At 65.6% G+C, this 24,940-nt stretch carries 16 protein-coding genes; 11 read left to right on the forward strand and 5 right to left on the reverse strand.

The genetic code is table 11. From position 1 onward, the window contains the following. Positions 1-13: 13 nt before the first annotated feature. The 8 genes from ACXJ16_RS19655 (at position 14) to treY (ending at position 14,760) form a co-directional block, all read left to right on the forward strand. Positions 14-2,818 carry a TonB-dependent receptor gene (locus tag ACXJ16_RS19655; protein ID WP_463923088.1) on the forward strand — a complete coding sequence of 935 codons (2,805 nt, stop codon included), beginning with the start codon at positions 14-16 and terminating at the stop codon, positions 2,816-2,818. A gap of 159 nt (positions 2,819-2,977) precedes the next feature. Continuing rightward, positions 2,978-3,727, forward strand: a complete 750-nt coding sequence (locus tag ACXJ16_RS19660; protein WP_463923089.1) for a FadR/GntR family transcriptional regulator — start codon at positions 2,978-2,980, stop codon at positions 3,725-3,727. A 144-nt stretch (positions 3,728-3,871) separates the two neighbouring features. Further along, positions 3,872-5,065 (forward strand): efflux RND transporter periplasmic adaptor subunit, encoded by a 1,194-nt coding sequence (locus ACXJ16_RS19665; protein WP_463923090.1) that lies wholly within the window; start codon positions 3,872-3,874, stop codon positions 5,063-5,065. A gap of 16 nt (positions 5,066-5,081) precedes the next feature. Continuing rightward, positions 5,082-7,031, forward strand: coding sequence for a MacB family efflux pump subunit (locus ACXJ16_RS19670; protein WP_463923091.1), 1,950 nt, complete (start codon positions 5,082-5,084; stop codon positions 7,029-7,031). A 4-nt stretch (positions 7,032-7,035) separates the two neighbouring features. Next, complete coding sequence (locus ACXJ16_RS19675; protein ID WP_463923092.1) at positions 7,036-8,430, forward strand: efflux transporter outer membrane subunit; 1,395 nt, start codon at positions 7,036-7,038, stop codon at positions 8,428-8,430. A 287-nt stretch (positions 8,431-8,717) separates the two neighbouring features. After that, positions 8,718-10,817 carry a glycogen debranching protein GlgX gene (gene glgX, locus ACXJ16_RS19680; protein ID WP_463923093.1) on the forward strand — a complete coding sequence of 700 codons (2,100 nt, stop codon included), beginning with the start codon at positions 8,718-8,720 and terminating at the stop codon, positions 10,815-10,817. Between the two features lie 17 nt (positions 10,818-10,834). Beyond that, a complete protein-coding gene (gene treZ / locus ACXJ16_RS19685; RefSeq protein ID WP_463923094.1) occupies positions 10,835-12,559 on the forward strand; it encodes a malto-oligosyltrehalose trehalohydrolase in 1,725 nt (574 codons plus the stop codon). Positions 12,560-12,564: 5 nt separating this feature from the next. Then, positions 12,565-14,760: a malto-oligosyltrehalose synthase gene (treY, locus tag ACXJ16_RS19690; RefSeq protein WP_463923095.1), complete on the forward strand. Its 2,196-nt coding sequence runs from the start codon at positions 12,565-12,567 to the stop codon at positions 14,758-14,760. Positions 14,761-14,782: 22 nt separating this feature from the next. On the opposite strand, the gene ACXJ16_RS19695 is transcribed toward treY, so the two are convergent. The 3 genes from ACXJ16_RS19695 to ACXJ16_RS19705 form a co-directional block, all read right to left on the reverse strand. Continuing rightward, positions 14,783-15,988, reverse strand: a complete 1,206-nt coding sequence (locus ACXJ16_RS19695; RefSeq protein WP_463923096.1) for a mechanosensitive ion channel family protein — start codon at positions 15,986-15,988, stop codon at positions 14,783-14,785. Positions 15,989-16,203: 215 nt separating this feature from the next. Continuing rightward, positions 16,204-16,662: a peptide-methionine (R)-S-oxide reductase MsrB gene (gene msrB, locus ACXJ16_RS19700; protein ID WP_463923097.1), complete on the reverse strand. Its 459-nt coding sequence runs from the start codon at positions 16,660-16,662 to the stop codon at positions 16,204-16,206. A gap of 141 nt (positions 16,663-16,803) precedes the next feature. Continuing rightward, positions 16,804-17,385, reverse strand: a complete 582-nt coding sequence (locus ACXJ16_RS19705; protein ID WP_185999673.1) for an outer membrane protein — start codon at positions 17,383-17,385, stop codon at positions 16,804-16,806. 263 nt (positions 17,386-17,648) lie between these two features. Here ACXJ16_RS19705 and poxB point away from each other — a divergent pair, with 263 nt between their 5' ends. Further along, positions 17,649-19,385, forward strand: coding sequence for a ubiquinone-dependent pyruvate dehydrogenase (gene poxB / locus ACXJ16_RS19710; protein ID WP_463923098.1), 1,737 nt, complete (start codon positions 17,649-17,651; stop codon positions 19,383-19,385). 51 nt (positions 19,386-19,436) lie between these two features. Further along, positions 19,437-19,886 carry a thioredoxin TrxC gene (gene trxC, locus ACXJ16_RS19715; RefSeq protein WP_463923099.1) on the forward strand — a complete coding sequence of 150 codons (450 nt, stop codon included), beginning with the start codon at positions 19,437-19,439 and terminating at the stop codon, positions 19,884-19,886. Positions 19,887-19,905: 19 nt separating this feature from the next. Here the strand turns inward: trxC and ACXJ16_RS19720 are convergent, their stop codons facing one another. Beyond that, positions 19,906-22,218, reverse strand: a complete 2,313-nt coding sequence (locus tag ACXJ16_RS19720) for an arylsulfatase (RefSeq protein WP_463923100.1) — start codon at positions 22,216-22,218, stop codon at positions 19,906-19,908. Between the two features lie 134 nt (positions 22,219-22,352). Here ACXJ16_RS19720 and ACXJ16_RS19725 point away from each other — a divergent pair, with 134 nt between their 5' ends. Further along, a complete protein-coding gene (locus ACXJ16_RS19725; RefSeq protein WP_132468841.1) occupies positions 22,353-23,249 on the forward strand; it encodes a LysR family transcriptional regulator in 897 nt (298 codons plus the stop codon). Here the strand turns inward: ACXJ16_RS19725 and ACXJ16_RS19730 are convergent. Beyond that, positions 23,246-24,778: a DHA2 family efflux MFS transporter permease subunit gene (locus tag ACXJ16_RS19730; RefSeq protein ID WP_463923101.1), complete on the reverse strand. Its 1,533-nt coding sequence runs from the start codon at positions 24,776-24,778 to the stop codon at positions 23,246-23,248. The genes ACXJ16_RS19725 and ACXJ16_RS19730 overlap by 4 nt on opposite strands. Positions 24,779-24,940 lie beyond the last annotated feature (162 nt).

A 24,940-nucleotide genomic window follows, 5' to 3' on the forward strand; every position in this document is an offset into this window, starting at 1 on the left:
GGAGGGTTGATTCATGGCGCTCAAGCCATTCGCGTTCTGCACCGCATCCGTTCTCGCTCTCGGCCTTGCCGGGATGGCCCAGGCGCAGGACGCCGGGTCAGGCCAGGGTGCGGCGGATAATGCCGCCAGCGACGACAGTTCGCAGCCGACAGCGGAAGATATCATCGTCACCGGCGTGCGGGCCTCGATTGTCGGCGCGCTCAACGTGCGCAAGGAGAATATCCAGATCGTCGACTCGGTGGTGGCCGAGGACGTGGGTAAATTGCCGGACAATAACGTTGTAGAAGCACTCCAGCGCGTGACCGGCATCCAGATCACCGACCGTGCCGGCGGCGAGGCGGGCACCGTTACCATTCGCGGGCTTCCCGATGCGGTGACGACGATGAACGGCCGCAACATCTTCACCTCGACCGGGCAGTCCTTCGCGCTGCAGGACATTTCCGCCAACCTCGTGAAGCAGGTGGACGTTTACAAGACGCGCTCGGCCGATCAGCTCGAAACCGGGCTGGCCGGACAGATCGACGTCAAGACCCGCCGTCCGTTCGATTTCGATGGCCTGGCGGTTTCCGGCCTCGTGCGCGGCATCTACAACGAGGTTTCTGACAGCTTCAATCCGAACGTGGCGCTGCTCGTGTCCGACCGCTGGGAGACACCGATCGGCGAGATCGGCCTGCTGGTGAACGGCAGCTACAGCCAGACGAAGTATCGCAACGAGACCGTCACTGCCGGCGCACTGGTGCCCTTCGCCACCGAGAACCCGACGGAAGGCTCCGGCCTCTCCCCGCTGGAACGCATCTTCTCGGGCTGGACGCCCGGCCTCAACGAAGGCCTGCCGACCACGCCCGGTTCGACGATTAACTACAACGGCGTGGAGGTGCCTTACTACCTTTCGCGCGATGCGGTGTTCTCCACCGACCAGTACGGCAAGCGCAAGCGCCCCTCGTTCAACGCGGCGCTCCAGTGGGCCCCCAACAGCAGTTCGGTCTACACCGCCGAGGTGTTCTACACCGGCTATCGCAGCTCGCTCTACAGCGACATGATGTTCAGTTATGTCGATTACTGGAGTAATCCGGGCGCCTTCGAGCTCTACCCCGACACGAACATCATCAAGTCACGCACGACCGACGACGTCTACGGCTTCAACAGCGGCGACTATACGAGGTCGAAGACCGACAGCTACGTCTACGCGCTTAATGGCCAGTGGGATCTGGGCGATCGCGGCAAGATCACCGGCGACCTCGCCTATCAGACCAGCACCGCGAAGACCTCGTTCATCGCCATGCGTACCGATCGCACGGCAGACCAGATTTCGGTGGACTTCAACTCGGGCGGCGGCGTGCCCTCGTACCACTTCGACGACGATTCCCTGCTCACCGATCCTTCTGCCTGGAACGTCGCGCAGCTTTACGACAACGCCAACAAGGACAAGGGCAGTGCCGTCACGGCCTCGCTCGATGGCTACTATACCTGGGACGAAGGGTTCATCCGCCGCATCAAGGCGGGGCTGCGCTACGACGATCGCAAGGCGTCGAGCTACGTGCGCACCGCCGATGCCGCCAGCCTCGGCACCAGTCTGACCACGCTGCCCGAAGCCGCCTATTTCACCAACTCCGGTTTCATGAGCGGCGAGGCCGACGTGCCGCGAAGCTGGGTGACGGTCGATGGCGCGTGGCTTTACAATAACGCCGACTATGTGCGCAGCCTCTATGGCCTGCCGACCTCGGAATCGCTGGTCCTCAACAAGACCTTCGACATCGACGAGATCACCATGTCGGCCTACCTGCTGGCGGATGGGCAGGTCTCTGTCTTCGGGCGTCCGCTGGATATCGAGGGCGGCGTGCGCTATGTGAACGTGGCGACCGACTACAACTTCTTCGACCGCTATAACGATTATGCCCGCAGCCGCGCCAATTCGGGCTCGGCGAAGTTCCTGCCGAGCTTCACCGCGCGTTATGCCATCACCGACCGCCTGCGCCTGCGCTTCAACTATGGCGAGACGCTGCGCCGCCCGAACTTCAGCGACGTGAACCCGACCTATTCGCTCACGGGCGATCTCACCAGCGTCGGTTACGGCAGCGGCACGGCGGGCAATGCAAGCCTGAAGCCCACGCATTCGAAGAACTACGACGTGGCGCTGGAATGGTACTTCGACCGCGACAGCGCGATCACCGTGACCGCTTTCCGGCGTGAGATCGACGGCCTCGTCGTCAGCCTGCCGGTCATGACCTACATCCCCGGCAACGGCATCGTCGCGGGCGCTACGGACTATTTCGTGGTGACGAAGCCGGTGAACGCATCCAACGGCGTGCTGAAGGGCGTCGAAGCGGGGCTGACCTACTTCCCGCACTACCTGCCCGGTCCGCTGGACGGGCTCGGCTTCCAGGGCAGCCTGACGGTGCTCGATTCCAGCCAGACCATCCCGGTGACGGACTCGGCCGGCACGATCACCGGCTATTCGCGGTCGGCGTTCTTCGACGTCTCGAAGCTCTCGTACAATGCCACGCTGGCCTACGACCGGGGGCCGTTCAACGCGCGCCTCTCCTACATCTGGCGCAAGGGCTTCCTGCACAACAACGAGTCCAGCCTCTTCGCGAACCCGATCGGCATCTGGTACAAGTCCGAGGAGAGCCTCGACTTCCAGCTGACCTGGAACGTCACCAAGGCCATCGGCGTGACTTTTGACGCCACCAACCTCACCAAGTCGAAGCAGCAGAGCTACTACAAGTTCGCCGATGCCGGCGGCTCCACCACCGACAATCTCGGCACGACCCTGCTGGCGCGGACGTTCGCGATCGGTGCGCGCTTCACGTTCCAGTAGGACGGACTTGGCCGTTCGTCTTCCTTCCGGCAGCCAGCGACGTACCGCCATTCTGTCGCCGGTGGCCGAGGGTGCCCGTCCTTCGCGATTTTCGCGGAGGACGGGCGTCTTCCCCTTTCCATCTCGCGGGTGCGTCGCGCTTGAAACGGACCTGACCGGATGAACAAGATGACCTTTTCGCTCACGCCCGAGCCTGACGCCCTTGCAGCTGCGGGGCACGGAAGGCTGCATCACGACGTGGCTCGTCGCCTGGCGCTGCGGATCGTTTCGGGCGAATATCCCACGGGCCATCTGTTCACGGCCGAAGTGGAACATGCCGATGCGCTGGGCGTCTCGCGTTCGGTCCTGCGCGAGGCGTTCCGCATGCTCACCGCCAAGGGGCTCGTCTCGAGCCGGCCCAAGGCGGGAACCTGGGTCAACGAGCGCAAGCGCTGGAACCTGATCGATCCCGACGTGCTCGCCTGGCAGCTCCAGTGCGGCGCCAGCGATGCGTTCCTGAGGGACCTGTTCGAACTGCGCAGGGTGGTGGAGCCCCAGGCCGCCGAAATGGCCGCGCTCCGCCGCGAGGAAAACCAGCTTCTGGACATGGCCAATGCGCTCGACACGATGGAGCATCACACGCTCCAAAGCGAAAAAGGCCGCGCCGCCGACTTGCGGTTTCACGCCCTGCTCATGGAAGCCACGCACAACGAGATGCTGCTGGCGCTGTCGAATTCGATCCTCACGGCAATCGCCTCGACCACGGCGGTCAAGCAGCACATCCATGTCCATCCGCGCGACCCGATGCCGGAGCACCGCGAACTCCACCGGCATATCGCCGATCGCAGCCCCGGCCGTGCACGGCGTGCCATGCGCAAACTCATCGACCTGGCGCTGGCCGACATGGAAATGGCGCTCAAGCATTTCTGAAGGCGGGCATTTTCCTGGGATGACCGGCGGCAAGGCGCGATGACGGTCCAGCAACACTTCGCAACCCTTTCCTTGCGATAACTTTACAGTTCGCTTTCGAACTCTTTACCCACAACCGCCTCGTCCCTCGCCATACCGCAGGACATGTCGACCAAGCGCCGTCTCGTGATCGGGGGCATTCTCGTTGCCGCCGCCCTTGCCCTGCTCCTTGTCTGGAAGCTCTTCTCGGGACCGGCCGAACCCGTCGTCGCCACCGCGAAAGTGACGCGCGGCACGATGGAGCAGACCGTCGAGGCGACCGGTACGCTGGAGCCCAAGGAACTGGTCAGCGTGGGCGCGCAGGTTTCCGGGCGGCTCGAACAGCTCAACGTCGCGGTGGGCGACGTCGTGCATCAGGGCGACCTTATCGGCCTGATCGATCCCCGCACGCAGACCAACAGCCTCGAAACCGCCAGGGCCGACTTTTCCAACATGCAGGCCCAGCTTGCCGGAGCGAAAGCCACGCTCGCCAAGGCGCAACTGGCGTTCCGGCGCCAGCAGGCGCTCGGCGCGGGCGAGGCGACCTCCCAGGCCGATTTCGAGGCTGCGCGGGCAGAGCTCCAGTCGGCGCAGGCCAGCTTCGATGCCTTTCAGGCGCAGATCCGCGCGGCCGGGGTCAGCGTCGATACCGCGCAGGTCCAGCTTGGCTACACCAAGATCACCGCGCCCATGGACGGGGTGGTGGTTTCGGTCGTCACCAAGCAGGGGCAGACGGTCAACGCCAACCAGTCGGCTCCCACCATCGTCATCCTCGCCAAGCTGGACGTGATGACGGTGAAGGCCGAAGTTTCCGAGGCCGACGTGATCGACGTGAAGCCGGACCTGCCCGTCTACTTCACGATCCTGGGCGATCCTGACAAGCGCTACGAGGCAAAACTGCGGCTGATCGAACCGGCACCGGAATCGATCGTCAACGAAGTGGATTCCTCGTCGACCACCTCGTCCAGCAGCACCACGGATTCGGCGATCTACTACAACGCCCTGTTCGAGGTTCCAAACGAGGACGGCAGGTTGCGCGCGCTGATGACCGCCAAGGTCAGCATCGTTCTGGCCAAGCGCGCCAATGCCCTGATGATCCCTTCGACCGCGCTCGGCGCCAAGGGCAAGGACGGCACATATTCCGTGCGCGTGAAGGGCGAGGACGGCAAGATCGCCGCCCGCAAGGTGCGCATCGGCATCGACAACAATATCAGCGCCGAAGTGCTCTCGGGCCTGAAGGAGGGCGAATCCGTTGTGGTGGGCGAGGCCAGCACCGCGGCCAAGACCAATCAGGGGCCGATGGGCCCGCCCCCGGTCTGAGCCGCCGGCCCGTTCGATGACCAGCACCCCGCTCATCACCCTGTCGCACGTCCGGCGCGAGTATCCCTCGGGCGACGGTGTCTTCGCGGCGCTCAAGGACATCGACCTGTCGATCGAGGCGGGAGAGATGGTTGCCATCGTCGGCCAGTCCGGCTCGGGCAAGTCTACCCTGATGAACATTCTGGGTTGCCTCGACCGGCCGACTTCGGGGTCCTACCGCATCAACGGGCGGGACACCGGAGACCTCGAACCCGACGAACTGGCCGCGCTGCGCCGGGAGCATTTCGGCTTCATCTTCCAGCGCTACCACCTGCTGACCGACCTGTCGGCCCTCGGCAATGTCGAGGTGCCCGCCGTCTATGCCGGCCGCGCGCGCGGGGAGCGGGCAGGGCGGGCCCGCGAGATACTCGCCCGTCTCGGCCTTGCCGAGCGTACCGGCCATCGGCCGGGGCAGCTTTCGGGCGGCCAGCAGCAGCGTGTCTCTATCGCCCGCGCCCTGATGAACGGCGGCGAGGTGATCTTCGCCGACGAACCGACCGGCGCGCTCGATTCCGCCAGCGGCGTGGAAGTCATGGCCATCCTAGGCGAGCTTCATGCCGAGGGCCACACCGTCATCATCGTCACGCACGATATGAAAGTGGCCGAGCACGCGGACCGGATCATCGAGATCCGCGACGGCGAGATCATCGACGACCGCCGCACCCGCGAAAACGCGGTGCGCCCGGCCGTGCAGAAGGCCGCGCCGGTCGCCAGCGGCTTCCAGCAGGTGGCAGACCGCTTCCGCGAAGCCTTCCGCATGGCGGTGCTGGCGATGTCCGCCCACAAGCTTCGCACGTTCCTGACGATGCTGGGCATCATCATCGGCATTGCCTCGGTGGTTTCGGTAGTGGCGCTGGGCGGCGGCGCGCAGGAGAAAATCCTCTCCGATATCAGCAGCCTGGGCACCAACACGCTGACGATCTATCCGGGCAAGAGCTTCGGCGACATGCGGTCGGCCAGGATCGAGACGCTCAAGGATGCCGATGCCGATGCGCTCGGCCAGTTGCCTTACGTCGACAGCGTCACCCCCAGCGTCTCGACCAGCGTGACCGCCCGCTATCGCAATGTCGCGGCGACCGCGCAGGTCAGCGGCGTCGGTGCCGACTACTTTCGCGTGCGCGGGCTGGAACTGATCTCGGGCGGCCTGTTCGATGCCCAGAGCGTGCGCGAACTGGCGCAGGACGTGGTGATAGACGAGAATTCGCGCGATACCCTGTTCCCCAATGGCGAGGACCCGCTCGGCAAGGTCGTGCTGCTGGGCAAAGTGCCCGCGCGGATCGTCGGCGTGGTCGGCTCCCAGCAGCAGGGCTTCGGCGGCAGCGACAGCCTGACCGCCTATGTGCCCTACACCACGGCGATGAGCCGGATGCTCGGCCAGACCTACCTGTCCAGCATCACCGTGCGCGTGAACGACGATACCTCCACGGCGGCGGCGGAATCGGCGGTGACGCAGCTTCTCGCCAAACGGCACGGGACCACGGACTTCTTCATCAGCAATTCCGACGATATCCGCGAGACCATCACGAACGCCACCAACACGATGACGCTGCTGATCGCCGCCATCGCGGTGATCGCGCTGATCGTCGGCGGGATCGGGGTGATGAACATCATGCTCGTTTCCGTGACCGAGCGTACCGCCGAGATCGGCGTGCGCATGGCCGTGGGCGCGCGCCAGTCGGACATTCTCCAGCAGTTCCTGATCGAGGCGGTGCTGGTCTGCCTGATCGGCGGCGTGATCGGGGTGGGCCTGTCGCTCGCGGTCGGCGTTGCGATCTCCTTTACGCCGATCGACTTTCGCATGGCCTATTCGGTCACTTCGATCGTCGCCGCCTTTGCCTGTTCCACGCTCATCGGCGTGATCTTCGGCTTCCTGCCCGCCCGCCGCGCGGCCCGGCTCGACCCGGTCGATGCCCTTTCGAGAGACTGACCCCGTGCCCCAGCAGACCAAGCCCTTCCGCCCTGTCCTGCTGGCCACGCTGGCGCTCGCGCTCAGCACCGGCGGCTGCGCGGGTGTGACGCGTTCTCGCTATGCCGCCCCGGAACTGCCGATCGCGGATGCATGGGACCAGCCCTCGCAAGGCGCGGCCCGAACGGCGGGGGCCCCGTGGTGGAACGAATTCGGCGATCCGGCGCTGAGCGCGCTTGTCGATCAGGTGCTGGCCGCCAATGCCGATCTGGCGGCGGCAGGCTTGCGGCTGAAGCAGGCCCGCCTTTCCGCCGAACAGGCGCGGCAGGGCCTGTTCCCGAGCGGCACTGCCAGCCTCTCGTCCAGCGGCTCGAAAGCGCTGGACGGCGGGGCGGGTTGGACGAAATCGAGCGCCGCCTCGCTCGGCGTGTCGTGGGAACTGGACCTCTTCGGCCGCCTTGGCGCCACTGCCGATGCCGCGAAGTGGGAAGAACAGGCTAGCGCGCAGGATCTGGCCGAAACGCGGCTCTCGCTGATCGGCACGGCGGCGCAGGCCTGGTGGCAGCTCGGCTATGCCAACGAACAGATCGCCATAGGCGAGGAAAGTCTGGGCTATGTCCGCCGTGCGCTGGACCTCGTGCAGCGCCAGTACGATGCGGGCGCGGTGTCACGCCTCGAACTGCGCGATGCCCAGCAATCGGTTGCGGCGCAGGAAGCCTCGCAGACCCAGCTCGTGCAGGCGCGTGTCTCGGCATTGAAGACGATCGCCGCGCTGATGAACCGCCAATCCTACGAAGGGACCGAGCTTCAGGCACTTCCCCGGCAACCGCTGCCGCAGATCGCCGCAGAGGCGCCGGCCTCGCTGCTGTCTCGCCGTCCCGACCTCGCCGCCGCCGAACTGCGCCTGCGCAAGACGCTGGCCGCCAGCGATGCCACCGTCGCCGGCTATTACCCCAGCTTCAGCCTGACGGGCGGACTGGGCACGGCCAGCTCGGCGCTGCTCGGGTTCTTCAGCGATCCCGCAGCCAGCCTTGGCGCGGTGCTGTCACTTGCCGAACTCAACCCGGAGAAAATCCGCCTCGGCACCGGCATCGCCCGGGCCGACTACGAAATCGCGGTGCAGGATTTCCGCCAGACCTTCTACGATGCCTTGCGCGATACGCAGGTCTCCCTCTCGGCGCGGGAGCAATATCTGAAGCAGGCGGGCTTCGTGGAGGCGAACTACGCTGCCGCGCGTGACGCGGAGAGGCTTTATGAACGGCAGTACCGGGCCGGGGCAATCCCTTTGCGCGACTGGCTGGACGCGCAGGAACGCCTGCGCAGTGCCCGCACCGGCCTGATCCAGAACCGCTATAATCAACTAGTGACACAAGTGCAGGTATATCAGGCACTTGGTGGAGATATTTCACCAGAAAGCTGAGATCTATCCGGCCTTTTTGATCCTGCCGCTCCGGGAAGCCGGAACCCGGCCGCCGTTCGCGATTTTACGCTGCCGATCACGACGTTTCCGATCCGGGGGCCTAATGCACGGTGTGATTTCCGGCCGACGATCCTGCAAGATTGCCCCGGCACGCGCTTGCGCGGAACCGCGCCCGGCGCAAACGCGCTCCTTCCGGCCGGACTTCGCCTGCAGATACAGTCCCACATATCGGCCTACGTGCCTGTTATCCTGACCGGCATCCATCCTCCTACCCGCAAGGGGAACCGATGACATTTGCATTCGCCAAGCCCGACCGCCAGTACCATGAACTCGGCGCGGAATTCACGGGGGACGGAACGCACTTCGCGGTCTTCTCCGAAAATGCCGAGGCGATCGAGCTCTGTCTCTATTCGGACGATGGCGACGAGGAACTGGCGAGGCTGGAAATGCCGAGCCGGGAGGGGGCGATCTTCTCCGGCTACGTTCCGGGGGTGCGGCCCGGCCAACTCTACGGCTACCGCGCGCACGGCCCCTATGCGCCGGAACAGGGCCACCGCTTCAACCCCAACAAGCTTCTTCTCGATCCCTACGCCCGCGAGATCGCCGGCAGCCTGAAATGGGACGACGCGCTCTGGGGCTACGACCTTGCCTCGGGCGACGACATGACTTTCGACACCCGCGATTCCGCGCCGTTCATGGTCAAGGGCGTGGTCCAGGACCCCGAATTCGACTGGGAGGGTGACAATTCCATCCGCCACCCATGGAATGAAACCGTGGTCTACGAAGCCCACGTCCGCGGCCTGACCATGTCCCATCCCGACGTGCCCGAGGAATTGCGGGGCACTTATGCCGGCATGGTCAGCGAGCCCATCCTCGATCATTTGCGCAAGCTGGGCGTATCGGCGATCGAACTGCTGCCCTGCCAGTATTTCCTCGACGACCGGATGTTGCTGGACAAGGGACTCTCCAACTACTGGGGCTACCAGACGCTGGGCTACTTCGCGCCGGAGCCCCGCTATCTCGGGCCCAAGCGGGGCAAGGCGCCGGCGATCCGCCAGTTCAAGGACATGGTGAAGCGTTTTCACCGGGCCGGGATCGAAGTGATCATGGACGTGGTCTACAACCACACGGCCGAGGGTTCCGAGCGCGGTCCGACATTGTGTTTTCGCGGGCTGGACAATGCCAGCTACTACCAGCTCTCCCCGGAAAACCCGCGCTACAGCTTCGACCAGACCGGTACCGGCAACACGCTCAGCGTGGCCCATCCGATGGTCATCCGCATGGTGCTGGATTCGCTGCGCTACTGGGTGCAGGCAATGCACGTCGACGGGTTCCGCTTCGACCTCGCCTCCACCCTCGGCCGCGAGGCCATGGGTTTCGACAGGGAAGGCGGCTTCTTCGACGCGATCAGGCAGGACCCGATCCTCTCCGGCGTGAAACTGATCGCGGAGCCATGGGACGTGGGCAGCGGCGGCTATCAGGTGGGCGGTTTCCCTTATCCGTTCCGCGAATGGAACGACAAGTTCCGCGATACGGCACGCGGCTTCTGGCGGGGCGATCCGGCGCTTGTGGGCGATCTGGCCAACCACCTGATCGGTTCGCCCGAACAGTTCAACCATTCCGATCGGGGGGCGACGTCCTCGGTCAACTTCCTCGCCGCCCATGACGGCTTCACTCTGCTTGACACGGTTTCCTTCAACGATCGCCATAACGAGGCGAACGGCGAGGGCGGGGCTGATGGCCATGACAACAACCTGTCCGACGACATGGGCGCCGAAGGCGCGACCGGGGACGAAGCCATCAACGCCGCCCGCGCGCGCCGCCGCCGCGCCATGCTGGCAACCCTGCTGCTCAGCCAGGGCGTGCCGATGATCCTGGCCGGGGACGAGATCGGCAACAGCCAGCAGGGCAACAACAACGTCTACTGCCAGGACAACGAGACGGCCTGGATCGACTGGCCGGGGCGGGATGACGCCCTGCTGGAGTTCTGTGCGCGGATGATCGGGTTCCGCCGGGACCATCCCGTGCTCTCTCAGGACAACTTCCTCAACGGCGAGCCTGCCGAGGACGGCCGCGTGGAGATCGCGTGGCACCAGCCCGACGGGCGGCAGATGGACGCGGAGCTATGGGGGCAGGCCGAGCTGCGCATCCTGGGCTTCTTCCTGAGCTACTCGGCGCAGGAGGCCTTCGTCGAAGGCGAGCGGCCGCTGTTCATCGTCCTGAACGCGGGCGATGCCGTGGACTTCGTCCTGCCGGCGCATAACGGGGTTTTGAAATGGCACCGCGTGCTGGACACCTCGCGCGATCTCGCTTTCGAGCCTGAGCCGGTCGAAGGAGAGGCGGCGACCATTCCGCCGGCCAGCGTCTGCGTCTTCGCACCGGAATGACGGGGCCGGAGTTGGCGATGCCGCAGGATCTCGACTGGACCTGGGGAGCGCGGCCCCTCGGCGGCGGCAACTGGCGGTTCAGGCTCTGGGCCCCGGATGCGGGAATGGTGGCGGTGGAACTCGCCGATGGGCTTGTGCCGCTGGAGCGCGGGGAGGGCGGTTGGTGGAGCATCGACACCCGGGCCGCATGCGGGGATACATATCGGTTCCGGGTGGACGACGCGGCCTTTCCCGATCCGGCCGCCCGCGCGCAAGAAGGCGATGTTCACGGGGCCTCGGTTCTGGTCGATCCGGCGGCATATGCTTGGCAGGCGGAGTGGCGGGGCATCCCGTGGTCGCAGGCGGTCATCTACGAGCTGCACCTCGGCACGTTCACCGAAGAAGGCACTTTCGCCGCCGCCGCCGGGAAGCTGCGTCATTTGCGCGATCTCGGGGTAACGATAGTGGAAGTGATGCCGGTGGCCCAGTTCGACGGCGAGCGGGGCTGGGGTTACGACGGCGTCCTGCCCTATGCGCCCCACAACGCCTATGGATCGCCCGGCGATTTCAGGCGCTTCGTGGACAAGGCGCACGGTCTTGGCATGGGTGTCCTGCTGGACGTGGTCTACAACCACCTGGGGCCCTCCGGTAACTACCTTGCCGCGTGGGCGCCTTCGTTCTTTCATGCCGACCGCCGCTCGCCCTGGGGACAGGGCATCGCCTATGAGCAGCGCGCGGTCCGCGACTACTTCATCGAGAACGCGCTCTACTGGCTGGACGAATACCGGCTGGACGGCCTGCGCCTCGATGCGGTCCATGAGATCAAGGATCGCTCCGAGGTTCATTTCCTGGACGAACTGGCCGAGCGGATACGCGCGGCACCATGGGGCCGCCCGGTTCATTTGGTCACCGAGGACGAGCGTAATCCCGCGTCCGGCTTCGGGCCCAGCGAGCCCTTCGACGCGACGTGGAACGACGACTGGCACCACGCCTTGCATTGCCTGCTCACCGGCGAGGACGAGGCCTATTATGCCCCATTCGCCGTCGACCCGCTGGCCGATATCGAAACCGCGCTGCGCGACGGTTATGTAGAGCAGGGCCAGCCTCGCAAGGGGGCCTCTCATCCGCGCGGGGAACCTTCCGCCGGGATGGCGCGAACCGCCTTCATCAATTTCCTCGGAAATCACGATCAGGTGGGCAACCGGGCAAGGGGCGAGCGGCTGCACCACCTCGTCCGAGACCGGAACGCGCTTCGCGTGGTTACGGCGATGACGCTGCTTTCGCCTTCCGTGCCGATGATCTTCATGGGCGACGAATTTCTCACAAGTGCCCCGTTCCAGTTCTTTGCCGACTTCACCGGCGATCTCGCCGCAGCGGTACGGACGGGGCGGGCCGAGGAGTTTGCCGGTTTCACGGCGTTCGGCGGGGAGGTTCCGGACCCGATCTCGCCGGACACCTTCCTCGCCTCGAAGATCGGACATGCCGTTGGCGCGGATCAGGTCTCACACGAGGCATTCGTCCGCGACCTCCTGGCGCTGCGCCGGGACCGGATCGTGCCGCTGCTCGCCGCGGGCGCCCATCCTCAAGTGAAAGTGACGCGGGACGGCGGCGCGATCGACGTGACCTGGACGTTCACCGAGGGCCGCCTGCTGATGCGCGCCTCCCTCGGCAGCGGGACGTTTGTGCCGCACGATGATCCGCTCATCGAAGTGGGAGGCGGGGCAAGCCGCTTCGCATTCTCCGCAGCGCTTGGGAACGGATGACTTACATGGTTATCGTATCCAATTATTCATACGATATAACAGCTACATACAGATTACAGCTGCGAAACGGTATGAGCCTTGATGACGCGCGTGAGCTTCTGCCTGAACTGGGTACGCTTGGCGTCAGCCATCTCTATCTCTCGCCGCTTTTCAGGGCAGCGACTGGCTCTACCCATGGTTACGACGTGATCGATCCCAACGAGGTGGACCCGGTGCTGGGCGGGGAGGAAGCCTTCATCCGCCTGAGCGACGCAGCAAGGATTGCCGGGATCGGGATCGTTCTGGATATCGTGCCGAACCACATGGCCTGCGTACCGGAAAACCCGCTGCTGTATGACCTCATGAAGGGCGGCCGCGATAGCGCCTCCAGTGAGATTTTCGATATCGACTGGAACAAGGGGCCGCTGCATTTCCCGGTGCTTGACGGCACGCCGGACGAAGTCCTTGCCGCAGGGCAGATCGCGATGGGGCGATTGGGCGATGATACCGTGCTGGAGGTCTACGGTCAGAGCTATCCGCTCGCCGATACGCCCCTGTCGCGGGAGCTTGCGGAGCGCGGCGCCCTGGATGCGTCAGCGCTTGCCGACCTGCTGGCGGAGCAATGCTGGTCCATCGGAGACTGGCGGCAGTCCGCTCAATCCATAAATCACAGAAGATTTTTTAATATCAGTAGTTTGATCGGTGTTCGTCAGGAAAATATAGGAGTATTCCGGCTTACCCATCGCTGGATTTCGCGGCAAGTCGAAGCCGGCCGAATTCAGGGGCTTCGGGTCGATCATGTCGATGGTCTGGCGCGGCCCGGCGGCTATCTTGCCCATCTGCGCGAGCTTGTGGGACCGGATGTGCCCGTGTGGGTGGAGAAGATCGCCAAGGAAGGCGAGGAGATCCCGGACTGGCCCGTGCAAGGCATGAGCGGGTATGAGTTCATGACCCCGATCACGCAGTTCCTCACGCAGCCGGATGGGCTTGCCGCGATGCGGGCAGCGGCCCGCCATGCCGTGCCTGAAGATTTGGCGGATGAAGTGCGGAACGTCAGGCGGGCCTTGCTGCACGGCACTTTCGTGCCCGAGCACGCGCGCGTCACCGATGCGGCCATGGCGGCACTGGGCTGTGCCGAGGCGATGTGGGGGGCGGTCGAGGATGGGGTCGAGGCGCTTGCGCTCGTCTGGCCGGTCTACCGTTCCTACACGGCCGACGGTCTGCCGCTCTCGCCGGAATTCGCGGGGCTGCGCTCCGCCGGGGGGATGGCGGGGGCATTGCTGGACCTGCTGCAAGCCGCTGCCGGAGATCCGCAGGCCCGGCAGTTCGCAGCCCGGTTCGAGCAGTTGACCGGAGCGCTCACCGCCAAGTCCGAGGAGGATACCGTCTTTTTCCGTGCGGTATCCTACCTGCCGTTCTGCGAGGTGGGCGCCGAACCCGAACTTCAGACCATTTCGAGGAGTGCGTTCGAAGCCTTGATGAACCGGCGCGCGGCGCGGACGCCTTACGGGCTCAACGCGCTTTCGACGCACGATACCAAGCGCTCGGCCGATGCGCGTGCGGCGATCGTCGCGCTCTCGTACTTTCCCGCGCTCGCTAGCCGGTTTTACGCTCATGCGGGCGCACGCGCTTCTGTGTGCGGTTTGGCGCCGCGCTGGGGCATTTATGCGATGCAGACGGCTCTTGCCATGCGGGAGGAACCCGATGCGCAGGCCCGCCTGATGCAGCACATGACGAAGGCAGCACGCGAGGCCAAGGATTTGTCCAGCTATGAGAACCCGGATGAAGGTGCCGAGCGGCAACTCGGCGCGCTCGCTGCCGGGCTGCTGGAGGAACTTGCCGGGGATGGCATCTGGAGCGGGAAGGAGGAAGTGTCGTTCCATGAGGTGCTCGATGCGGTGATCCTGGCTCAGGTCGCGCTCCAGATCACCGCGCCGGGCATCCCGGACATATATCAGGGCACGGAGTGGGTCTCGGCAAACCTCACCGATCCGGACAACCGCCGCGCCGTGGATCGCCGGGCCGAACACGCCGCCGGCTCGCTCCCGGAACGGAAGTTCTCCCTCACCGCCCGTTTGCTGGCTTTACGGAAATCGGCGCCCGAGCTTTTCGCGAGAGGGAGCTATGAACTTCGCGCCGCAAAGCGGGAATGGATCGTCAGGCGGACATGGCAGGGGCAATCCGCCGAAGTGCCGGTTCCGCGCCCTTTGCCTCCGGATTGAGGGCGGGCGCGGAACCGGTGATTCATCGGGCCTCCGGCGCGGGTACGGTTTTCGCCGGAGCAGGATGGTTCTCTACCGAGTGATCGGGGTAGGGCATGATGAGCTTGCCGTCGGGTGAGGCGGTGTAGGTCGTCTGGGTCGGATAGGGGATGGAGATGCCCTCGGCGGCGAAGCGCCGCATGATCGACACCAGCAGCCGGTCGCGCAGCGGATGCGCGACCGACCAGTCCGCACCGGGCACGTCCACCAGCAGGGTGAAGTCCAGCGAACTCGCTCCGAACGCCTCGAACCCGGCGCGAGCAGCCTTGCCGCCTTCGGCTTCGACCAGTTCGGACAGGATGCCCGGTATGCGGGCGAGCGTGTCGGGCGGGGTTTCGTAAGCGACACCGATGGTGAACTGCAGGCGGATATGATCGCGCCGCGTGACGTTGAGAATTTCCTTGTCCAGCAAACTCTTGTTGGAAATTACTCGCAATTCACCTGAATAGGCGCGGATGCGCGTGGACTTCAGGCCGATGGCTTCGATAGTCCCGGTGCTGGTGCCGAAGCTGATTGCATCCCCCTTGCTGAAGGGGCGGTCGAAGATGATGGCCAGCGCCGCGAACAGATCCGCGAAGATGCCCTGCGCAGCAAGGCCGATGGCTATGCCGCCAACGCCGAGACCCGCGACCAGACCCGTCACGTTGACCCCGAGGTTATCGAGCAGCACCACCGCCGCGACGGCGAAGACCACCACGCTGACGAGGAGGCGGATCAGGCCCATCGCATTGATGATCGCCTCGCCCTGGAAATGTTCGGCGGAGGTGCGGTGTTCGATTGCGCCGAGGATCAGTTCGCGCGCCCAGATCGCGCCTTGCAGGACCGCTGCGATCGTGAACAGGAACGTTACCAGACCGTCGAGCGCGGGCGGCGTCTGTGCATAGCCGTCCACCACGCGGATCGCGACCATGACGATGAAGTAGTTCGTGGTCTTGGTCACGGCGCGGCCGATCACGGTCAGCCAGGCACCCCTGCCGCGTTCCGCCCGGCAGAGGCGATTGCCCAATCCGCGAAGAGCATAGAGGCCGGAGGTTATGGCAATGGCGATCAGTCCGGCGACGATGATCTGGAGCCAGTAGGTCTGGAACCACGAGACCGTGGCGCTCGACAGGTTATGGACCTGTGTGGCCACGTCCGGCACGGCGTGTGCGCCGGGGCTGGGGCTCGGGGGGGAAGTGGGGGTGCTCATCCTGCGCTCAATCCATGTTCGTTTCGGCGACCGTGGCTGCCGCCGATATCGCGGCATGCCGACATGCGAACGGCCTTACCGTGCAAGACGGTCAGGGCTCAACGTCTTGCAATGGCTCGGTGGACGAGTTGTTCCTTGCGTTTTTCGGGAGTTCGGTTGCGCCGCAGCGGCGAGCGGCCCGGCCACAGGGCTCGGGCCGCGCCTGCATCAAGGCGTCAGCCGCGGTGGCCGATTTCCTCGACCTGATCGAGATAATCGCCGTAACCCTCTGTTTCCATGTCTTCACGCGGCACGAACCGCAGGGCGGCCGAATTGATGCAATACCGCAATCCGCCCCGATCGCGCGGCCCGTCCTCGAACACGTGGCCGAGGTGGCTGTCGCCGTGTGCGGAGCGCACTTCGGTGCGGATCATGCCATGGCTGATGTCGCGCAGTTCGCTGACGTTGGCCGGTTCGATGGGCTTGGTGAAGCTCGGCCAGCCGCAGCCGGACTCGTACTTGTCCGAGGAGGCGAACAGCGGCTCGCCCGAAACGATGTCCACGTAGATTCCGGCGCGCTTGTTGCCAAGGTATTCGCCTGAGCCGGGGCGCTCGGTCCCGCTGTGCTGGGTGACGTGGAACTGCTCGGGGGTCAGGCGTGCGATCGCCTCGTCGGTTTTCTTGTAGGTCGGCATGGATCGTTCTCCTTGGCGCCCTAGATGGGGAGAACGCGGGCCGGGGTGAAGTCCTTTTTCATTCATTGCTGTCATCGGAGGCCGCAATTGCCGCCGCGTCGCCCGGGGGCCGCCTGTCGGCAGCCCCGCCCGGCGGTGGGGTCAGAAGTGGTAGGCTACGCCGACAAGCGCCTGATGGCGGTCGAAGTCATGGTCGTTGTTGCCGAGATCGGAATAACGATACTCGATGCGGGCCGTTACGTTCTGCAGGATCGCGCGCTCCACGCCGCCGCCCACGCTCCATCCATCGAACGTATCATGACCGGTCGCCGTGCCATCCGAAATGCGGGCGCGCATGTTCTCGTAGCCGCCGCGCACATAGAGCAGCGTTTCCGGGGTCACGAGGTAGCCGGCGCGGGCCGACAGGTCGAAGGAATGGTTCGGGTCGATCACGGCTGCGCCGCTGCGCAGGGCATCGTCGGCGCCGATGTCGAAGCTGCCTTCCGCGCCGATCACGACATGGGGCGTGAGCCTGTAGTTGTAGCCTGCAAAGGCGCCGCCGATGAAGCTGTCGCGGGAATCGCGCACGTTGACTTCGCCGATGTCGGTATCCGCGCCGCGCGCGCGGTCGTGGTTCAGGCCGGCCTGAACGCCGACATAGGGGCCGTCGAACGTTTCGGCGAAGGCGGGGGAAGCCGCCATCACGGAAGCTGCGGCCATGATCCCTGCGATAATCCTGTTCATTGTCTTGTTCCCTGATTCATGTCCGGATCGGACAGGAGCGATATGGCCCTCGAACAACAGGCGGATAATCCGGGATGATCGAGACAGACTGATTCCCTCAGGGAGACAATGCGACCGGCTCATACTTTGGTCAGGGTTGCCCTGCGCCGGGAAAGCGCGCGTTCTGAAACCGGGGTTGCAGGGATCGCACGGCACTTCCGCGGCCTCTGACCGTTCAGAAGGTTTCCCAACAGCCGCGCGCGGCGAACGACGAGGAGTTGCAGATGGCCAGGAACGTAGCGGACCAGTTCATCGCCACGCTGGAGGCAGCGGGCGTGAAGCGGATCTACGGTCTCGTCGGAGACAGTCTGAACGGACTGACCGATGCCATCAGGGCTCGCGGCACCATCGAATGGATCCATGTCCGCCATGAGGAAGTTGCCGCCTTCGCCGCCGGGGCCGAGGCGCATCTCACCGGAAGCATCGCGGTTTGCGCGGGAAGCTGCGGCCCGGGCAACCTCCACCTCATCAACGGACTGTTCGACTGTCATCGCTCGCGCGTGCCGGTGCTGGCCATCGCCGCCCATATTCCCTCGCCGGAAATCGGCTCCGGCTATTTTCAGGAAACCCGTCCGCAGGACCTCTTCCGCGAGTGCAGTCATTACTGCGAACTCGTGTCAGATCCGTCGCAAATGCCGCGCAGCCTTGAAATCGCCATCCGCACCGCGATCGGGGAAAAGGGCGTCTCCGTTGTCGTCATTCCCGGAGACGTGGCCTTGCAACCGGCGACCGCCGCTGCCGAGCCCCCGCCCGGCTCGCTCCTGCCCCGACCGCCCGTGGTGGTCCCGGACGAGCCGGACCTCGCGGCGCTGGCGGCGATGTTCGACGACGAGAGCCGTGTCACGATCCTGTGCGGCTCGGGCTGCGCCGGCGCTCACGCGGAAGTGGTGGCCCTGGCCGAGCGGCTCCAGGCGCCCATCGTCCATGCGCTGCGGGGGAAGGAACATGTCGAATACGACAACCCCTACGACGTGGGCATGACCGGCCTGATCGGATTTTCCTCGGGCTACTACGCGATGATGGATACCGACGTGCTGCTGATGCTGGGCACGGACTTTCCCTATCGCCAGTTCTATCCGGCGGGCAGCGGCGTGCGGACCGTGCAGGTCGATATCCGGCCCGGCCAGCTCGGCCGCCGCACTTCGCTGGACCTCGGGGTGGTGGGCGATGTCGGCGCTACGGTGCGGGCCTTGCTGCCCCGCCTGCGGGCAAGGACGGATGGCAGGCATCTGGAAAAGGCGCTCAAGCATTATCGCCGCGCCCGCGAGGACCTCGATTCGCAGGCGGTAGGCCGTCCCGGCAAGACGCCGATCCATCCGCAGCAGGTCGCCAGGGCGATCAGCGATCTTGCGGCGGACGATGCGGTGTTCACCTTCGATGTCGGGCTGCCTACCGTATGGGCCGCCCGCTACTTGCGGATGAACGGCAGGCGCAGACTGATCGGTTCGCTGTGGCATGGCTCCATGGCCAATGCGATGCCGATGGCCATCGGCGCCCAGAGCGCCTTTCCCGGCCGGCAGGTGATCTCGCTATCGGGCGATGGCGGGCTGGCCATGCTGATGGGAGACCTGCTTACCCTGCGGCAGAACCGGCTCCCGGCGAAGATCGTGGTCTTCAACAACGGCACGCTCGGTTTCGTGGAGGTGGAGCAGAAATCGACCGGCTTTCTGCCGTTCGGAACCGATCTCGACAATCCCGACTTTGCCGCGATGGCCGAGGCGATCGGCATCAAGGGCATTCGTCTCGAAGACCCTGCCGATGTCGAGCAGGGGATCCGCCGTGCGTTCGAGCATGACGGCCCGGTCCTGATCGACGCGGTCGTCGCGCGGACGGAACTGCCCATTCCGCCCAAGATCAATGCCGAGATGGCCAAGGGCTTCACCCTCTACATGGTCAAGGCCGTGATGAGCGGCCGGGGTGACGAGATCGTCGATCTGGCGCGGACCAATCTCTGGCATTGATCCGCTGGCGGGATAAAGGAAGAGCAAAGCTTACGGAAAAAGGGAAAGACCATGCCCACCGACAGGGGCGATGCCCTGCTGATCGCCTGCCCGCACTGTGCGGCGCGCAACCGGGTGCCGTCCGATCGGCTTGCCGCGGGCGGGAAATGCGGGCGCTGCGGCCAGCCGCTTTTCGCCGGCGTGCCGATCACGCTGACTTCGGCCAATTTCGATGCTCATGCCGCGCGCTCGGGCATCCCGCTGCTCGTCGATTTCTGGGCGAGCTGGTGCGGGCCATGCCGGCAGATGGCGCCTGCCTTTGCGGCCTCGGCCCGGCTGCTGGAGCCGCAGGTCCGCCTCGGCAAGCTCGATACCGAGGCGGAAAGCGCGATTGCCGGGCGCTATGGCATACGCTCGATCCCCACGCTCATCCTGTTTTCGCAGGGCCGGGAGATCGGGCGCCAGTCCGGCGCCATGCCGGAGCGGGCTATCGTGGACTGGACGCGGGGGCTGCTTGGCTGAAGGTCTGCCCCCGCCCGCCTCAGTCGAACGCGATGGAGATGCGCGGAATGTCACCTTCGATCGCGCCATGAGGCACGGGATAATCCGTGACGGTGACGCCGAGATCCCGCCCGATGTCCAGCGTCTCGCCGCCGCCCGCCGGGGTCAGGATACTGGTGGGCAATGAGCCGCGCGCCAGTTCCTCGCCGCCGGTGCTCAGTGCGATTTCGGCGGGGCCGCCCGGCTTTGCCACGGCGAAGCGAAGACGCAGGGTCGTGGACCCCTGCGGCAGCGCATGGGCGGCGCGGACCCTGACGATCTCGTCCGGGTCTGTGGAGCGGGCCCAGATGAAAGTCGGCACTCCGCGATCGAGGTAGAGGCTCCAGCCGCCGAAGCGGCTGCCCAGCGCCACGACGGCACCGGAGGCTGAGGTGGTGTCCAGCCTCAAGTCCGCATCCAGCGTGAAGGAACGACCGATCAGCACGGGTTCCGTGGTGGAGGGGATCGACACGTCCTTGCCCCAGAACGTGAACTGCTTGCGCCCGCTGGGGCGCATGGCCGCCACGGCGCGGGCCATGGCGAAGCGGTGATCGAGCGGGAAGACGTTGTTGCGCCGTGCTTCCTGCTGCCACAGCTCCAGCATCCGTTTCAGCCTTTCCGGCTCCTTCGCGGCAAGATCGGTGGACTGCGAGAAATCCTTCGAGAGATTGTAGAGCGACCATTGCATGCGGGGCCGGGGCCCTTCGGGCGGCAGGTTCTCCCAGGCCATCCGGCCATCGTCGCCCGATAGGAACCAGCCGTCGTGATAGAGGCCTACCTTGCCGCCGATTTCGAAATACTGGGTGCGCGGCATGGCCGGATCGCAGGAAGCGAGGCCGGGCAGGAGGCTGCGGCCGTCGAGCGGCTTCTGCGCCGAGCCGAGCACGTTCGCCGGCATCGGCACGTGCGCGGCATCCAGCAGGGTCGGCACCATGTCCACCAGATGGCTGAACTGCCCGCAGATGCTGCCGGGCCGGGCGACGTGTCCCTTCCACGACAGGATCATCCCGTTGCGGATGCCGCCCAGCATGGAGGCATATTGCTTGGTCCAGCGCAGCGGCGTGTTCATTGCCCAGGTCCAGCCCGCCGGGTAGCTTTCGTAAGTATCCGGCCCGCCGAGCCGGTCGAGATTGGCCGTCATCCAGGCTTCGGCCTCATCATGGCGGCCCATGCTGCGCATCTCGTTGATCGTGCCGCGCGGGCCGGCCTCGGCGCTGGCGCCGTTGTCCCCCTCGATGATCGCGACGATGGTGTTGTCCAGCTGGCCCATCCGCTGGAGTTCGTCCAGCACCCGGCCCACCTGCTCGTCCTGGAACACGAGCTGCGCCGCGGCCACTTCCATGGTTCGCGCCGCAAAGGCCTTCTGCGCCGGGGTGAGCGTGTCCCACGCGGGAATTTCCGGCGGGCGGGGCGTCAGCCGGGTTCCTTCGGGAACGATGCCCATCGCGACCTGGCGGCGGAAGGTCTCTTCGCGCACCTTGTCCCAGCCCTGGTCGAACTTGCCCTTGAAGCGCGCGATATAGGCGGGCGGCGCCTGATGCGGCGCATGCGTGGAGCCGGGGGCGAGATAGGCGAGGAACGGCTTGTCCGGCGCTCCGGCCTTCTGGTTGTGAATCCAGCGGATCATGTCGTCCGCCAGCCGCTTGTCCAGCAGTTCGCGCGGGCCATCCTGCGGATCGGCGCGCTGGACGCCGCGATAGAGCATCGGCGAATACTGGTCGCTGTCGCCGCTGACGAAGCCGTAGAAATATTCGAAGCCAAGGCCCGTGGGCCATGCATCGAACGGGCCTGCCTCGCTGCGTTCGTTCGACGGGGTGTTGTGGTGCTTGCCGAACATGGCGGTGCTGTAGCCGTTGAGCCGCAGGATCTGCGCGACGGTGGCGGTTTCGGGCAGGATCTTTCCGCCATAACCGGGGTAGGGGGAGGGAACGTCGCTCAGCCAGCCCACGCCGGCGGCATGGTGGTTGCGCCCGGTCAGCAGCGCCGCGCGCGAGGGGGAGCAGATGCCGGTGGTGTGAAAGCGGTTGTAGCGCTGGCCCTGCGCGGCGACCCGCTCGAAATTGGGTGTCGGCACCGGGCCGCCGAATGCGCTCGACATGGCGAAGCCCACGTCGTCGCTCATCATCACGAACATGTTCGGCGCGCCGACAGGAGCGCTGACGGGTCTTGCCGTGCCCGGCCGCGCGTCAAGGACGTTTTCGGCGAATGTGCCGTCGAACGGCGCGGTCGGTACGGGCAGCACCGCTCGCCCGGTTTCCTCCTGCGCATTCGCCGTCCCGCCCGAAAGCACGGTGGCCGCCAGCAGCCACCCCATCCATCGATTTCCCATTGCCCGCCCTCTTGCCCGCTGTTGTTTCAAGCGGCGTGTTTGGGCTTGGCGCGCCATTACGTCCAATGCATATCAATGCGATATTCCATGCCCCATGGTAATGGAAAGGGAGTGCTGCCTTGGAACATGTCCGTCTTCGCCACATCCTCGCGGTCGCGCGTACGGGCAGCTTTTCGCGCGCGGCCGAGGAAGAACGGATCACCCAGCCCGCCCTCAGCCGCAGCATCGCCGCGTTCGAACAGCGCCACGCGGTGATCCTCTTCGATCGCGGGCGCGGCGGGGCGCGGCCGACCCCGGCGGGCGAACTGGTGATCGAGCAGGCGCGGACCCTGCTCGCCGCCGCAGACGATCTGGAACGCAGCCTGCGGCTCTATGGCACGGGCGATGTCGGCCGCGTCGCCTTCGGGCTCGGCCCGATGCTGGCAAGCCTGCTGCTTCCCGATCTCGGGCAGGCGCTGCTCCGGGCGCGGCCGGGGCTGAGGATCGTGACCGTCACCCGCCCCCCGGAGCAATTGCTGCCCGAACTGCTGGACGACCGGATCGAGATGATCGTCGGCAACAACTGGAAGATGAGCCACGTTCCCGGCACGGAAAAGCGCGATCTGGGCAGGGTGCGGCTGGAGGTGATGGTCCGCGCGGGCCATCCGCTGGCGGGCCGGACTGCGGTGTCCACGCCGGACCTCGACGGCTATCCCACCGCAAGCGCCGTTGAGCTGTCCTCCGGCGGTTTCGGCGGGCGCGGGGGATCGTTCGTCTGCGACAACTTCCACGTCCTGCGCGACTTGGTGCTCAGGACCGATTGTGTCTGGCTGTCCTCGCCCGCCTTCGTGGCGGGGGAGCTTGAGCAAGGCAGCCTTGTCCGGCTGGCGGTAAGCGATCTGGCGCCGATCGACAGCGAAATCTGCATGCTCCTGCGGCGAGGGCGCTCCCGCTCACCCGCCGCGCTGGTGGTGGCGGCAGAGATAGAGGCCATGCTCGGCCGGATCGGCGGGGATACCGCGCTTTCCGCCGCCTAGGCGGGCTCGCGCTTCGTTTCGCCGTCCGGCTCGGACTGGACATGTCCGCTGATCTCGCCGCCCGCCTCGGGCGCGAAGCGCAGGTTCCAGAGCGTTGCCGTCAGCGAAATGGAGGTCACCACCCAGAATGCCGCCGAAAAGTCGCCAAGGGAGGGCGTCTCGTTCCCGCTGGCGAGCATGGCAAGGTGCAGCGCGATCGCCGCGACGCAGATGCCCAGCGAAAGCATGAGCTGCTGGAAGGTCGAATAGAACGCGGTCGCGCTGCTCATGTGGCGCTTGTCCACGCCGTCATAGGCGATGGTGTTGTAGGCGGTGAACTGGAACGACATGAAGAAGCCGGACAGCGCCAGCACGCAGAACATCGTCCACACCGGCCAGCTTGGGCGGAACAGGCCGCAGATCGCATAGCCTGCGGTGGCGATCACGCCGTTCCAGATCAGCGCGCGGCGAAAGCCGAAGCGGCGCAGCAGGCGGGGCGCGAAGCTCTTCATGGCCAGCGAACCTATCGCCGTCGCTACCGTGATCGTGCCGCTGCGCGCGGCGGAAAAGCCGAAGCCGACCTGCATCATCAGGGGTAGCAGGAAGGGCTGGGCGCCCTGCGTGATGCGGGTGATCGAACCGGCGATCACCGAAAGCCGGAAAGTATCGTCCTTGAGCAGGGCGAGATCGAGGATCGAGCCTTCGTGCCGGCGGGCGTGGAGGATATAGAAGAACCCGGCCACGGCTCCGACGGCGATCAGTCCCGCCGCGATGGCGCCTTCGCCGGGACGGCTCACCATTTCGAAGCCGAACAGCAGGCAGCCGAGCGAAATCCCGCTGAGGACGAAGCCAAGGGTGTCGAACCGGCCGGGTTCGTCCTCGCGGATATTGGCGATGTAGCGGCTGGTCAGCCAGAACCCGAGCATGCCCATCGGCAGGTTGATGTAGAAGATCCAGCGCCAGTCGAGATAGGTCACGATGAACCCGCCGAGCGGCGGCCCCACGATCGGCCCGATCAGCGCGGGCACCAGCAGCCAGGACATGGCATTGACCATGTCCTGCTTGGCGACCGAGCGCAGCAGCACGAGCCGCCCCACCGGGATCATCATCGCGCCGCCGATCCCCTGCACGAAGCGGGAGGCGACCATCATCTCCAGCGATCGGGACTGGCCGCAAGCAAGGCTGCCCAGCACGAACAGCACGATCGCGGCACGAAACACCGTTCGCGATCCGAAGCGGTCGGCCAGCGAGCCGGAAGCCGGAATGAATACGGCAAGCGCTAGCAGGTAAGAGGTCAGCGCCACGCTCATCTCTTGCGGGCGAACGCTGAAATCGCGGGCCATGGTGGGAAGGGCGGTGGCGAGCACCGTGGCGTCCACGAATTCCATGAACAGTGCCGACGCGATGATGAGCGCGACGAGCCGGTAGTTCGCTCCGGATTCGGCTGGGCCGAGATCGCGGGTCTTGGCGATGGAGCCGGCGGCCGGGACGATGCCGTCACGCACTTCCGCGTTGACGGAGGCGATACCGCGCCGCCTGGGCCTCAGCATGGGGCCTCGGGGAGATTGGCAAGCTGGATCATGGGCATGTTTCCGGTTGGCGTACTGACAAGGACGTCCCCCCAAATCCAAGGCCGTCCATCTTCTGTGCGGGCGTACCGGTGCCGACCATATAGGTGCAATGCAGCATTTTGAAACCCACCGCCTGACGAT

Source organism: Novosphingobium sp. TK71, from assembly GCF_055361505.1.

Excerpts from the sequence above, each read along its gene's own strand:
- ACXJ16_RS19655 (WP_463923088.1), top strand. The coding sequence starts at position 14 with ATGGCGCTCAAGCCATTCGCGTTCTGCACCGCATCCGTTCTCGCTCTC.
- trxC (WP_463923099.1), top strand. The coding sequence starts at position 19,437 with ATGCCCACCGACAGGGGCGATGCCCTGCTGATCGCCTGCCCGCACTGT.
- ACXJ16_RS19665 (WP_463923090.1), top strand. The coding sequence starts at position 3,872 with ATGTCGACCAAGCGCCGTCTCGTGATCGGGGGCATTCTCGTTGCCGCC.
- ACXJ16_RS19720 (WP_463923100.1), bottom strand. The coding sequence starts at position 22,218 with ATGGGGTGGCTGCTGGCGGCCACCGTGCTTTCGGGCGGGACGGCGAAT.
- treZ (WP_463923094.1), top strand. The coding sequence starts at position 10,835 with ATGCCGCAGGATCTCGACTGGACCTGGGGAGCGCGGCCCCTCGGCGGC.
- ACXJ16_RS19670 (WP_463923091.1), top strand. The coding sequence starts at position 5,082 with ATGACCAGCACCCCGCTCATCACCCTGTCGCACGTCCGGCGCGAGTAT.
- msrB (WP_463923097.1), bottom strand. The coding sequence starts at position 16,662 with ATGCCGACCTACAAGAAAACCGACGAGGCGATCGCACGCCTGACCCCC.
- ACXJ16_RS19705 (WP_185999673.1), bottom strand. The coding sequence starts at position 17,385 with ATGAACAGGATTATCGCAGGGATCATGGCCGCAGCTTCCGTGATGGCG.
- treY (WP_463923095.1), top strand. The coding sequence starts at position 12,565 with ATGGTTATCGTATCCAATTATTCATACGATATAACAGCTACATACAGA.
- ACXJ16_RS19660 (WP_463923089.1), top strand. The coding sequence starts at position 2,978 with ATGAACAAGATGACCTTTTCGCTCACGCCCGAGCCTGACGCCCTTGCA.
- ACXJ16_RS19730 (WP_463923101.1), bottom strand. The coding sequence starts at position 24,778 with ATGCTGAGGCCCAGGCGGCGCGGTATCGCCTCCGTCAACGCGGAAGTG.
- poxB (WP_463923098.1), top strand. The coding sequence starts at position 17,649 with ATGGCCAGGAACGTAGCGGACCAGTTCATCGCCACGCTGGAGGCAGCG.
- ACXJ16_RS19695 (WP_463923096.1), bottom strand. The coding sequence starts at position 15,988 with ATGAGCACCCCCACTTCCCCCCCGAGCCCCAGCCCCGGCGCACACGCC.
- glgX (WP_463923093.1), top strand. The coding sequence starts at position 8,718 with ATGACATTTGCATTCGCCAAGCCCGACCGCCAGTACCATGAACTCGGC.